Annotated in this window: 9 protein-coding genes and 1 tRNA gene; 5 read left to right on the forward strand and 5 right to left on the reverse strand. The window is 69.7% G+C overall.

Annotated elements, in window-relative coordinates; genetic code table 11:
* On the reverse strand, positions 1-410 hold a 410-nt coding region (locus HET64_RS29330), incomplete at its 3' end, for a hypothetical protein (protein ID WP_215110182.1).
* A gap of 129 nt (positions 411-539) precedes the next feature.
* On the opposite strand from HET64_RS29330, the gene hrpA reads away from it, so the two are divergent.
* From hrpA to HET64_RS29345, 3 genes are all read left to right on the forward strand, one after another.
* Positions 540-4,481, forward strand: a complete 3,942-nt coding sequence (gene hrpA / locus HET64_RS29335) for an ATP-dependent RNA helicase HrpA (protein ID WP_215110183.1) — start codon at positions 540-542, stop codon at positions 4,479-4,481.
* Positions 4,482-4,607: 126 nt separating this feature from the next.
* Positions 4,608-4,682 (forward strand) — tRNA-Asp (locus tag HET64_RS29340).
* Positions 4,683-4,856: 174 nt separating this feature from the next.
* Positions 4,857-5,129 carry a DUF6274 family protein gene (locus HET64_RS29345; RefSeq protein ID WP_215110184.1) on the forward strand — a complete coding sequence of 91 codons (273 nt, stop codon included), beginning with the start codon at positions 4,857-4,859 and terminating at the stop codon, positions 5,127-5,129.
* A gap of 574 nt (positions 5,130-5,703) precedes the next feature.
* On the opposite strand, the gene bldC is transcribed toward HET64_RS29345, so the two are convergent.
* On the reverse strand, positions 5,704-5,910 hold the full coding sequence (gene bldC / locus HET64_RS29350) for a developmental transcriptional regulator BldC (protein WP_003949541.1): 207 nt from the start codon (positions 5,908-5,910) through the stop codon (positions 5,704-5,706).
* A gap of 686 nt (positions 5,911-6,596) precedes the next feature.
* Positions 6,597-7,442 carry a hypothetical protein gene (locus HET64_RS29355; protein ID WP_215110185.1) on the reverse strand — a complete coding sequence of 282 codons (846 nt, stop codon included), beginning with the start codon at positions 7,440-7,442 and terminating at the stop codon, positions 6,597-6,599.
* A 174-nt stretch (positions 7,443-7,616) separates the two neighbouring features.
* Between HET64_RS29355 and HET64_RS29360 the strand changes: the two genes are divergently transcribed.
* Both HET64_RS29360 and HET64_RS29365 read left to right on the forward strand, forming a co-directional pair.
* Positions 7,617-8,699 (forward strand): Glu/Leu/Phe/Val dehydrogenase dimerization domain-containing protein, encoded by a 1,083-nt coding sequence (locus HET64_RS29360; RefSeq protein ID WP_215110186.1) that lies wholly within the window; start codon positions 7,617-7,619, stop codon positions 8,697-8,699.
* 290 nt (positions 8,700-8,989) lie between these two features.
* Positions 8,990-9,247 carry a DUF3073 domain-containing protein gene (locus tag HET64_RS29365; RefSeq protein WP_007447468.1) on the forward strand — a complete coding sequence of 86 codons (258 nt, stop codon included), beginning with the start codon at positions 8,990-8,992 and terminating at the stop codon, positions 9,245-9,247.
* Between the two features lie 135 nt (positions 9,248-9,382).
* On the opposite strand, the gene purM is transcribed toward HET64_RS29365, so the two are convergent.
* Both purM and purF read right to left on the reverse strand, forming a co-directional pair.
* Positions 9,383-10,456: a phosphoribosylformylglycinamidine cyclo-ligase gene (gene purM, locus HET64_RS29370; protein ID WP_215110187.1), complete on the reverse strand. Its 1,074-nt coding sequence runs from the start codon at positions 10,454-10,456 to the stop codon at positions 9,383-9,385.
* Positions 10,457-10,513: 57 nt separating this feature from the next.
* Positions 10,514-12,040: an amidophosphoribosyltransferase gene (gene purF / locus HET64_RS29375; protein WP_032790366.1), complete on the reverse strand. Its 1,527-nt coding sequence runs from the start codon at positions 12,038-12,040 to the stop codon at positions 10,514-10,516.
* Positions 12,041-12,383: the final 343 nt, after the last annotated feature.

Raw genomic sequence — 12,383 nt, forward strand, 5'->3', positions numbered from 1 at the left:
GTGTACGGGGCCGGGGCGCGGGCCCGGGTCCCCGGCGGCGGCTCGGCCGGCAGCGCGCCCGTCGCGGCGGGCAGCCCCCACGGGGCGAGGCCGGGCGCCTGGTCGTGCGCGGAGCGGGCGCGGGAGGGGACGGCGGGCTCGCCGTCGTGGTCGCGGAGCTTCCCGCAGCCGGGGACGGAGGTCCCCGCGTCGGCGGCCCGGGCCACCGGGGCGGACGGGGTGTCCCGCACTCCGGTGGTCCCCGGTGCGGAAGCGGAAGGCACGGAAGCGGAGGGCGCAGAAAGGGCGGGAACCGCAGCGGAGGGTGCCGGAGCCCCGAGCGCGGCAGCCGGGAGCGCCGCCGGTCCGCACAGCAGCCCCACGACGACCGCGAGCAGCGCCGTCAGGCTCCACCACTGCGTACGGGACACGGGACCGGGCCTTTCCCCCTGGAAGCGGGGCTGAGCGTTCGACTGCCCGAAATGGTACGTGCCGCGTGACGCAGTCCGCGCGAAATGAGGTCGCCACTCCGTGCGCCCGGGTGAGATCCTGGGAGCCGTATGTCTACTTCCTTCGCCGATCTCCAGTCCCAGCTCGGACAGCTCTCGCTCCGTGACGCGAACCGGCTCGGCCGGCGCCTCGAAGGAGCGCGCCGCATCCGCAAGCCCGAGGCCCGCCAGTCCGTGCTGGACGAGATCGCGGCCGAGGCGGGCAAGGCGGCGACACGGCTCGCGGCGCGCGCGGCCCGGCTGCCGGCCCTGTCCTACCCGGAAGAGCTGCCCGTCAGCCAGAAGAAGGACGAGATCCTGGAGGCGATACGCGACCACCAGGTCGTGATCGTCGCCGGGGAGACCGGGTCCGGCAAGACCACGCAGATCCCCAAGATCTGTATGGAGCTGGGGCGCGGCGTCCGGGGCATGATCGGACACACCCAGCCCCGGCGGATCGCCGCCCGTACGGTCGCGGAGCGGGTCGCGGACGAGCTGAAGACGCCGCTGGGCGAGACGGTCGGCTGGAAGGTCCGCTTCACCGACCAGGTGAACCCGGAGTCGACGTATCTGAAGCTGATGACGGACGGCATCCTGCTCGCCGAGATCCAGACGGACCGCGAGCTGCTGGCGTACGACACGATCATCATCGACGAGGCCCACGAGCGGTCGCTCAACATCGACTTCCTGCTCGGCTATCTGGCCCGGCTGCTCCCGAAGCGTCCTGATCTGAAGGTCGTCATCACCTCGGCGACCATCGACCCGGAGCGGTTCGCGCGCCACTTCGGCGAGGCGCCGATCGTGGAGGTCAGCGGGCGGACGTATCCGGTGGAGGTGCGGTATCGCCCCCTCCTCGAAGGGGCCGACGAGGAGGGGGCGGACTCCGACCGCGACCAGATCACCGCGATCTGCGACGCCGTCGACGAGCTGGGCCACGAAGCCCCGGGCGATGTCCTGGTCTTCCTCTCCGGTGAACGCGAGATCCGGGACACGGCGGACGCGCTGAACAAACGGAACCTCGGACACACCGAGGTGCTCCCCCTCTACGCGCGCCTCTCCCACGCCGAGCAGCACCGGGTCTTCCAGCGCCACACGGGCCGCCGCATCGTGCTGGCGACCAATGTGGCCGAAACCTCGCTGACGGTTCCCGGCATCAAGTACGTGATCGACCCGGGCAACGCCCGTATCTCCCGCTACAGCCACCGCACCAAGGTCCAGCGGCTGCCGATCGAGCGGATCTCCCAGGCCAGCGCCAACCAGCGCAAGGGCCGCTGCGGCCGTACGTCGGACGGCATCTGCGTCCGGCTGTACTCGGAGGACGACTTCGTCACCCGGCCGGAGTTCACCGACCCGGAGATCCTGCGGACCAACCTGGCCTCCGTCATCCTCCAGATGACCGCCGCCGGGCTCGGCGACATCGAGAAGTTCCCCTTCATCGACCCGCCGGACCACCGCAACATCCGCGACGGCGTGCAGCTCCTCCAGGAGCTGGGGGCGCTCGATCCGGGCGAGAAGGATCCGAAGAAGCGTCTGACGCCCCTCGGGCGGAAGCTCTCCCAGCTGCCCGTCGACCCGCGCCTGGCCCGGATGGTCATCGAGGCCGACAGGAACGGCTGTGCCCGCGAGGTCATGGTCATCGCCGCCGCGCTCTCCATCCAGGACCCGCGCGAGCGGCCCGCCGAGAAGCAGACGCAGGCCGACCAGAACCACGCCCGGTTCAAGGACGAGACGTCCGACTTCCTGGCGTACCTGAACCTCTGGGCCTACGTCCGCGAGCAGCAGAAGGAGCGCGGCTCGTCCTCGTTCCGCCGAATGTGCAAGCAGGAGTACCTGAACTTCCTGCGCATCCGCGAATGGCAGGACATCTACGCGCAACTGCGTACGGTCGCCAAGCAGATGGGCATCACCGTCGAGGAGCCCAAGGCGGAGGCGTCCATCCCCGAGCAGGCGGTGCACACCTCGCTGCTGTCCGGGCTGCTGTCGCACATCGGGCTGAAGGACACCGAGAAGAACGAGTACCTGGGCGCGCGCAGCGCCAAGTTCGCGATCTTCCCCGGCTCGGCGCTGTTCAAGAAGCAGCCCCGGTTCGTGATGTCGGCGGAGCTGGTGGAGACCTCCCGGCTGTGGGCGCGGGTCAACGCCAAGGTCGAGCCCGAATGGATCGAGCCGCTCGCCGGGCATCTGCTGAAGCGCACCTACAGCGAGCCGCACTGGGAGAAGGACCAGGCCGCGGTGATGGCGTACGAGCGGGTCACGCTCTACGGCGTGCCGATCGTCGCCCAGCGCAAGGTCAATTTCGGTCGTATCGACCAGGAGGCCTCGCGGGATCTGTTCATCCGCAACGCCCTGGTCGAGGGCGACTGGCGCACCCACCACCAGTTCTTCCATGACAATCGCAAACTCCTCGGCGAGGTCGAGGAGTTGGAGCACCGCGCCCGCCGCCGCGACATCCTCGTGGACGACGAGACGCTGTTCGACTTCTACGACCAGCGGATTCCCGAGCACATCGTGTCCGGGGCGCACTTCGACTCCTGGTGGAAGAACAAGAAGGGTGAGGAGCCGGACGCGCTCGACTTCGAGCGCTCCATGCTCATCAACGAGAAGGCCGGGGCCGTCACCAAGGACGACTACCCGGACTCCTGGCGGCAGGGGAAGCTCAAGTTCAAGGTGACGTACCAGTTCGAGCCCGGTGCGGACGCGGACGGCGTGACCGTCCACGTCCCGCTCCAGGTGCTCAACCAGGTCACGTCCGAGGGCTTCGACTGGCAGATTCCGGGGCTGCGCGAGGAGGTCGTCACGGAGCTGATCCGCTCGCTGCCGAAGCCGATCCGCCGGCATTACGTCCCCGCGCCGAACTACGCGGACAAGTTCCTGGACCGGGCGGTCCCGCTCCAGGAGCCGCTGCCGTTCACCCTGGCGCGGGAGCTCCAGCGGATGGTCGGCGTGCCGGTCACGGCGGACGACTTCGACCTCTCCCGGGTCCCGGACCATCTGAAGATCACGTTCCGGATCGTCGACGAGCGGCGGCGGAAGGTCGCCGAGGACAAGGACCTGGAGGCGCTCAAGCTCCAGCTGCGGCCGAAGGCCCGCCAGGCGCTCTCCAAGGCCGCCGCGGCGACCGCCGGACCCTCCGGGGAGTCCATCGAGCGGTCCGGGCTCACCACCTGGACGATCGGCTCGCTGAACAAGGTCTTCGAGACGCGGCGGGCCGGTCAGCCGGTCAAGGCGTATCCGGCCCTGGTCGACCAGGGTGAGACCGTCGCCGTACGCCTCTTCGACACCGAGGCCGAGCAGCAGCAGGCGATGTGGCGCGGCACCCGGCGGCTGATCATGCTGAACATCCCGGTGCACCCGGCGAAGTTCGCCTCGGACCGGCTCTCCAACCAGCAGAAGCTGGCCCTCTCCCGTAATCCGCACGGCTCGGTCCAGGCGCTCTTCGAGGACTGCGCCACCGCCGCGGCCGACCGGCTGATCGCCGCGCACGGCGGACCGGCGTGGGACGAGAAGGCGTTCCGGACGCTGTACGACAAGGTCCGCGCCGATCTCGTGGACCTGACCGTCCGCACGATCGACCAGGTGCAGCAGATCCTGGCCGCGTGGCAGGCCTGCGAGCGCCGGCTGAAGTCGACGAACAGCCTGACGCTGGTGGCCAACGTCACGGACGTGCGGGAGCAGCTGGCCCGTCTCGTACCGCCCGGTTTCGTTACGGCCACCGGACTGCGCCGGCTGCCGGACCTGATGCGCTACCTCGTGGCGGCCGACCGGCGGCTCCAGCAGATGCCGACGGCGGTGCAGCGGGACACCACGCGGATGGCGAAGGTCCACGAGATGCAGGACGAGTACGCGTGGCTGCTCGAACAGCTCCCGCAGGGGCGGCCGGTGCCGCAGGAGGTGCTGGACGTCCGCTGGATGATCGAGGAGCTGCGGGTCAGCTATTTCGCCCACGCGCTGGGCACCGCGTTCCCCGTCTCGGACAAGCGGATCGTCAAGGCGATCGACGCCCTCGCGCCCTGACGCGGGGGCTCACGGGGGCTCGTGGGGCGGTGACGGTGTCACCACCAGGAGTGAAGTCGACCTGGGCCTCCCACCTCCTGTACAGTCTGGTTTCGCAGCAAGCCGCAAGGCAAGCGGCGAAAACCTGGTCCTGTGGAGCAGTTTGGAGTGCTCGCCACCCTGTCAAGGTGGAGGCCGCGGGTTCAAATCCCGTCAGGACCGCAGTAGAGGAAAGCCCGGATCGTTTCGATCCGGGCTTTCTCGCGTCCTGCCCCGTGTCTTGACGGCGGCATCTGCCGCGGGTAACTCGTAGAAGCAGAGGCTGGCCCTGCTTCTCGGCGTTCCTCGGCGCATCACACGGCGGGGGACGGCCGGGCTCACCGGGAGGTGGCTCGTATGTCCGCGTCCACAGCACGACATGAGACCCGCGCGCTGTTGCGCGCCCACCTGGCGGCCGCTTCCGCCTTTCGCCACCTCACCCGGCACTGCGCGGTCTGCCATCGCCTCCTGCGGCTCGCCATGGAGCCCGGGGGCGACGGGGAGCGGCGAGCCTCCGGGAGCCCCTCGGGCGCCCCGCAGGAGGCCTCCGGGGGCCAGGACTGCGCCGGACGGCCCGACGAGAACGAGGCCGGCACCGGGGCGGGGACCGAAAGACCCTCCGCGACATGACCATCGGCCGGGTGCTTCCGCGTTCGGCCAGTGGCAGGCTGGACGTTGGCAAGCGTCGGGCGGTGTGACGGTAGTCACCGAAAGAGTTTTCAGACCGGGGGATTTTACGCCTCCCCTACAACTGGTGAATTTAATATGTGCAATTGCACGGGGGCGAGGGGCTCGCGGGGACCGTTCCGTCCGGGGCTGTCCCACCGCGTCCGGGACGCTCACCCACACTCCCGCACAGACCCGCTCACAGACCCACGAAGGCCCCCGTCGACCCCTGAAGCCGACCGACCGCCCGGTTCTGGTTCCGGTCGCCCCCGAGGGCCGGAAGCGGCCGGGAGCGGCCCGGAGAGGCCGCCGAGGCCGCCGAGGCCGCCGAGGCCCGTCCAGGGCACAAAAAAGATCGCGCTGGACCCGGCGGAGTCCAGCGCGATCGATACGACGGCACCCGTAGGACACAGGTATGACGCCCGTTGGGGCAGGCGTCCGTCGAGTGGAGCTAGGGGTGGGCGGCTGGGGTTGGGGGACCTTGCAGCTGCCCGGATGGTGATGCTGTGCTGCTGTATTGCTGCGGGGCAGGGGTGTGTCAGGCCTCGCTGCGCTGCTGCGGAATACCCGCAAGCAGTGCGCGGACCTCGGCCTCGCGGTACCGGCGATGTCCACCGAGCGTGCGGATGGACGTGAGCTTGCCAGCCTTGGCCCAACGGGTGACCGTCTTCGGGTCCACGCGGAACATCGTGGCAACCTCAGCCGGGGTCAGCAGCGGCTCGGCATCAGGGGTGCGAGCGGTCATGAGCGGCCTCCTCGGGAGAACCGAACCTTCTCGGTTCTTTCCTCTAAATTCTGCACCTTGACCCGCGTTGCCCGAAATGGCGGACGCGGGCCGAGTCGGTTATAGGACGAACGGCTTGTCCTCGGCACTACAACTACACCATCCGTCCAGCCACGTCGGCCAAACCGATGGAATTGCCCTCCCAGGTGTTCATCAGCGACGGAAGCCGATGGACCATGCCATAGCGGACAGTCACGCACCGGTGACGATCAGTCACAGGAGCGATCAGGAGTCGTCAGACCCCCCATAGAGTGCAATGTCGAGCATCCTGCCCTTACTTGGACAGAAGGAGCCCTCCCCGGACTCCTTGTCCTATTTTGGCATGAGGAGTAGGGATAGACGCAAGGGCCCCGTTAGTGCTGTCCATCACGCTTGAGGCAAAGGCCCGGTTCAGGACGTAGGTCCTAGGCCCAGCGGCGTACGCTTCCGCCCCACACATCACACGCGCCACACAGGACGCAGGTTCACGGCCCGTCAACTGTTTGCCGAGCCCCTCTTCGTCTCCTCGCCGCCCTCCGTCGGGGCGACCCGGCTTCCCCCTCCTTCCGTACGCTCCGGCCTCGCGGCCCGTCCGCCGGCCCCTCGGCCGTCCTGGATGAAGGATGCCCCGGTTCCATCACCTTGATGCCACTGTGGGCCTTTTCACGTCAATTGGTGAACTGGAGGTCCCGGACCGCCCGCCAGCGCTCCGCGAGCCGCGCGTATGCCTCCCCCGCGCCCTCGCCGTCGCCGTCCCGCAGCGCGGCGAGCCCCTCCGCCACATCCGCCGCCGACCGGTCCCCGGCGAGCCGCTCCGCCGACAACGCGTGCACCAGGCCCCCGTAGTCCAGCTCGACCAGCGAGCGCGGATGGAACTCCTCCAGCCAGCGCCCCACGTCCACCAGGCCCTCGGTCAGCGGGCCCTCGGGAACGTGTCCGCGCAGCGTCCGCAGCGCCCGCGCGAGCCGGCGCCGGGCCTCGACCATCGGGGTGCGGTAGCGCAGCACGGGCCCCGGCCCCTCGCCGTCCGCCGCCGCGTACTCCCGCTCCTCGTCACGGAAGAGGACGAACCAGCGCACCGGGACCTGCCACACCGTCGTACGGATCCAGGGCCTCGCGTCCGGGTGGAGCCGCTGCCAGCGCTCGTGATCCGCCGCCGCCTGGCCGCGCACCACCGCGGGCAGCACGACGTCGAGCACGTTGGCCGGAAACATGCCCCCCAGTTCCTCCAGGGCCAGCCAGCCCCGCAACCTGGTCCGCCACGGGCAGACGCACACCACCCCGTCCAGCTCCGCCACGAACGCGTCACCGCTCTCCTGCGCGGGCACCCCGACCGGCGGCGTCGACGCCAAGTCGGCCAGCGAGCGACGCAGTTCGTCCTGGGCCGTCGGAAGGTCCTCGCGCCGCGCGTAGCGCGCCCAGTGACTCCGCTCGGGCTCGGCGAACGCGGCGAGCGGCTCGTAGATCCGGAGGTAGGACGTGTAAGGGACGAGCACCGAAGACACCACCGACATGCAGCGCATCGTGTCACGGCGGTACACCCCCAGGGGGTGATCCTCCGCACGGGTGCGGATCCGCGCCGCCGGAGGACTTACGCTCTTGCCCATCGGACCGGCCGTGCCGGTCGGTCCGGGGCCCTCCCCACCCCCAGGAGGGCCTCCGCCGCTTCGTACTTGGGAGTCACCACAGTGACCGATGTGACTAACGGCGTCCTGCACACCCTGTTCCACTCGGATCAGGGAGGTCACGAGCAAGTCGTGATCTGCCAGGACCGTGCCACCGGCCTCAAGGCCGTCATCGCCCTCCACTCCACCGCCCTGGGCCCGGCCCTCGGCGGCACCCGCTTCTACCCGTACGCCACCGAGGCGGACGCCGTCGCCGACGCGCTGAACCTGTCGCGCGGGATGTCGTACAAGAACGCCCTGGCCGGTCTCGACCACGGTGGCGGCAAGGCCGTCATCATCGGCGACCCCGAGAAGATCAAGAGCGAGGAACTCCTCCTCGCCTACGGCCGGTTCGTCGCCTCGCTCGGCGGCCGCTACGTGACCGCCTGCGACGTCGGCACCTACGTCGCCGACATGGACGTCGTCGCCCGGGAGTGCCGCTGGACCACCGGCCGCTCCCCCGAGAACGGCGGCGCGGGCGACTCCTCGGTGCTCACCGCGTTCGGTGTCTTCCAGGGCATGCGGGCCTCGGCCCAGCACCTGTGGGGCGACCCGACGCTGCGCGGCCGCAAGGTCGGCGTCGCCGGGGTCGGCAAGGTGGGCCACCACCTCGTCGAGCACCTGCTCTCCGACGGGGCCGAGGTCGTGATCACCGACGTCCGCGAGGAGTCGCTGCGCCGGATCACCGATCTGCACCCCGAGGTGACCGTGGTGGCGGACACCGAGGCGCTGATCCGCACCGAGGGCCTGGACGTCTACGCGCCGTGCGCGCTCGGCGGCGCGCTGAACGACGACACCGTGCCCGTGCTTACCGCGAAGGTGGTGTGCGGCGCGGCCAACAACCAGCTGGCGCACCCGGGCGTCGAGAAGGACCTGGCCGACCGGTCGGTTCTCTACGCGCCCGACTACGTGGTCAACGCCGGTGGCGTCATCCAGGTGGCCGACGAGCTGCACGGGTTCGACTTCGACCGGTGCAGGGCGAAGGCGACGAAGATCTTCGACACCACGCTGGAAATATTCGCACGTGCGAAGGCGGATGGGATTCCGCCGGCCGCGGCGGCCGACCGGCTCGCCGAACAGCGGATGGCGGAGGCGCGCGCCCACTGACCGGGCGCCCCTCAACCACCCCTACGGCCCGCCGGTCGGCGAGACAAGACTCACGCCGGTCGGCGGGTCGTACCTCCACAAGAGGTTAAAATCGCAGTTGACCAGGGAGGACGGGGCTCCTCGCTGGCCCTGTGCCGGGACCGGAATGCGGGCGGCGTACCGTATGGCCACGGAAGCAGGTACCGTTAAAGCTCTACGGGCACGGTCTCTCTGCCGAGAGTCCGTCCTGAAACATGAACGCGTGTCAAGACTCTGGGGCCGTCGAGCCCCGTCACCGAGGGGGTCGAGCCATGGGGCGCGGCCGGGCAAAGGCCAAGCAGACCAAGGTCGCCCGCCAGCTGAAGTACAGCAGCGGCGGGACTGACCTGTCGCGTCTGGCCAATGAGCTGGGCGCATCGCCTTCGAGTCAGCCACCGAACGCAGAGCCGTTCGAGGACGACGACGAGGAAGATGACCCGTACGCACAGTACGCGGATCGCTACAACCAGGATGATGACGAGGATCAGGACGATCAGTCCGGTCCGTCGTCACAGCGCCGCGGCGCTTGACCTCGCGCTGACACATCAACCCGGTCCGGGCCTGCCCCGGGCCGGGTTCTGTGTGTCCCGATCCGGCTTCCCCGCGTCGTGGTGCCGTGGTGCGCCGGGCGGGCCGCCGCCCCGCGCACCACGGCGTGACGGTGCCTAGCGGGCGTAGTCCCCGGTCAGCTCGGCGCCCGTGGTGTGCTCACCGCGGTCGGTGACCTCGCCGGCGACCCAGGAGTCGACCCCGCGGTCGGCCAGCGTCGTCAGCGCGGCGTCCACCGAGTCGGCCGGGACGATCGCGATCATGCCGACGCCCATGTTGAGCGTCTTCTCCAGCTCCAGCCGCTCGACCTGACCGGCCTTGCCGACCAGGTCGAAGACGGCGCCGGGCGTCCACGTGGAGCGGTCCACGGTGGCGTGCAGGCCGTCCGGGATCACCCGGGCCAGGTTGTTCGCCAGGCCGCCGCCGGTGACGTGGCTGAAGCCGTGCACCTCGGTCGTCCGGGTGAGGGCCAGGCAGTCCAGGGAGTAGATCCGGGTGGGCTCCAGGAGCTCCTCGCCGAGCGTGCGGCCGAACTCCTCGACCTCGCGGTCCAGGGACCAGCCGGCCCGGTCGAAGACCACGTGGCGGACGAGCGAGTACCCGTTGGAGTGAAGACCGGAGGACGCCATGGCGATGACCGCGTCACCCTTGCGGATACGGTCCGGGCCGAGCAGGCGGTCGGCCTCGACCACGCCCGTACCGGCTCCGGCGACGTCGAAGTCGTCCGGGCCGAGGAGACCCGGGTGCTCGGCCGTCTCGCCGCCGACCAGGGAGCAGCCCGCCAGGACACAGCCTTCGGCGATGCCCTTCACGATGGCCGCGACACGCTCGGGGTGCACCTTGCCGACGCAGATGTAGTCGGTCATGAACAGCGGCTCGGCGCCGCAGACGACGAGGTCGTCCACGACCATGCCGACCAGGTCGTGGCCGATGGTGTCGTACACGCCCATCTGCCGCGCCAGGTCCACCTTGGTGCCGACACCGTCGGTGGCGGAGGCGAGCAGCGGGCGCTCGTAGCGCTTGAGCGCGGAGGCGTCGAAGAGGCCGGCGAAACCGCCGAGGCCGCCGAGGCCCGCGACCTCCGGGCGCTGCGTCTTCTTCACCCATTCCTTCATCAGCTCGACGGCACGGTCACCGGCTTCGATGTCGACGCCGGCCGCCGCGTAGGAAGCACCTGTTGTCTCAGACATGGCCTGGGATCTTTCGTGTGGAGATACGGGGCTGGTGGGGGATGCGGCGCGTCCGGGTCAGGGACGGCGCAGCGCGTCGGCCGCGGCGGTCGCCGCCGGGCCCGCCGCCAGCTCGGTCTCCAGCAGCTGCTTGCCGAGCAGCTCCGGGTCCGGGAGCTCCATCGGGTACTCACCGTCGAAGCAGGCGCGGCAGAGGTTCGGCTTGTCGATCGTCGTCGCCTCGATCATCGCGTCGATCGAGATGTACGAGAGGGAGTCGGCGCCCATGGAGGTGCAGATCTCGTCGACGGTCATGCCGTTGGCGATCAGTTCGGCGCGGGTCGCGAAGTCGATCCCGAAGAAGCAGGGCCACTTCACCGGCGGCGAGGAGATCCGGATGTGGATCTCGGCGGCGCCCGCCTCGCGGAGCATCCGGACCAGGGCGCGCTGGGTGTTGCCGCGGACGATCGAGTCGTCGACGACCACCAGGCGCTTGCCCTTGATGACTTCCTTCAGCGGATTCAGCTTGAGCCGGATGCCGAGCTGGCGGATGGTCTGCGAGGGCTGGATGAAGGTCCGGCCGACGTAGGCGTTCTTCACCAGTCCGGCGCCGAACGGGATGCCGCTGGCCTCCGCGTACCCGATCGCGGCGGGGGTGCCGGATTCCGGGGTCGCTATGACGAGATCCGCCTCGACGGGGGCCTCGGCGGCCAGCCTGCGGCCCATCTCCACCCGGGAGAGGTAGACGTTGCGCCCGGCGATGTCGGTGTCGGGGCGGGCCAGGTAGACGTACTCGAAGACACAGCCCTTGGGCTTCGCTTCTGCGAAGCGCGAGGTGCGCAGGCCGTTCTCGTCGATGGCGACGAGCTCGCCCGGCTCGATCTCTCGTACGTAGCTGGCGCCGCAGATGTCGAGCGCGGCGGACTCGGAGGCGACGACCCAGCCGCGCTCCAGCCGGCCGAGCACCAGCGGGCGGATGCCCTGCGGGTCACGGGCGGCGTACAGCGTGTGCTCGTCCATGAAGACGAGGGAGAACGCGCCCTTGACGTCGGGGAGCACCTTGGCGGCGGCTTCCTCGATCGTGAGCGGCTTGTCGTTCTCGTCGCGCTGCCCGGCGAGCAGCGCGGTCACCAGGTCGGTGTCGTTGGTCGCGGCGACCTGGGTGGCGCGACCGTCCTTGCGCGGGAGGTCGGCGACCATCTCCGCGAGCTGGGCGGTGTTGACCAGGTTCCCGTTGTGACCGAGGGCGATCGAGCCGTGCGCGGTGGCACGGAACGTCGGCTGCGCGTTCTCCCACACCGAGGCGCCGGTGGTGGAGTAGCGGGCATGACCGACCGCGATATGGCCCTGGAGAGAACCCAGAGACGTTTCGTCGAAGACCTGCGAGACCAGTCCCATGTCCTTGAAGACCAGGATCTGGGACCCGTTGCTCACTGCGATGCCCGCGGATTCCTGTCCGCGGTGCTGCAGGGCATACAGTCCGAAATAGGTGAGCTTGGCGACCTCTTCACCCGGAGCCCAGACACCGAAGACGCCACAAGCGTCCTGGGGGCCTTTCTCTCCGGGGAGCAGGTCGTGGTTGAGTCGTCCATCACCACGGGGCACGGCACCGAGTGTAGGCGAGATCGACCACTGGTCCGAATTGGGGACCGGTGGGCAAACCGACGGCGGTCCCTGGGGAACGGGCTCGCCCGCCACCCGGGGCGGGTGATTCGCGGGACTTCGGCCGGTGACGTTGTGTGACTGCCGTGCGGGCGGGGCAGGTCCCGCGAGGCGAGTGCGGGGCTCACTTCCGGGCCGGGAGCCCGGTTACCGACAGGTAGGGGCCGTCGCCTGATTCGCTCGGGGCGTGCTGTGTTTCACGTGAAACGTCCGATTGTTCATGATCATCATACGACAGGGTCGCGGTGCTCCTGGAGTCACCCAGGCCCTGTCGCAGTTCACCGCG

Origin of the sequence: Streptomyces sp. McG3 (assembly GCF_018619185.1) — a bacterium.
Taxonomy (GTDB): domain Bacteria; phylum Actinomycetota; class Actinomycetes; order Streptomycetales; family Streptomycetaceae; genus Streptomyces.

Bases quoted from the DNA above. Each gene is read 5' to 3' on its own strand.
- hrpA (WP_215110183.1), top strand. From the start codon at position 540: ATGTCTACTTCCTTCGCCGATCTCCAGTCCCAGCTCGGACAGCTCTCG.
- HET64_RS29345 (WP_215110184.1), top strand. From the start codon at position 4,857: ATGTCCGCGTCCACAGCACGACATGAGACCCGCGCGCTGTTGCGCGCC.
- bldC (WP_003949541.1), bottom strand. From the start codon at position 5,910: ATGACCGCTCGCACCCCTGATGCCGAGCCGCTGCTGACCCCGGCTGAG.
- HET64_RS29355 (WP_215110185.1), bottom strand. From the start codon at position 7,442: ATGTCGGTGGTGTCTTCGGTGCTCGTCCCTTACACGTCCTACCTCCGG.
- HET64_RS29365 (WP_007447468.1), top strand. From the start codon at position 8,990: ATGGGGCGCGGCCGGGCAAAGGCCAAGCAGACCAAGGTCGCCCGCCAG.
- purM (WP_215110187.1), bottom strand. From the start codon at position 10,456: ATGTCTGAGACAACAGGTGCTTCCTACGCGGCGGCCGGCGTCGACATC.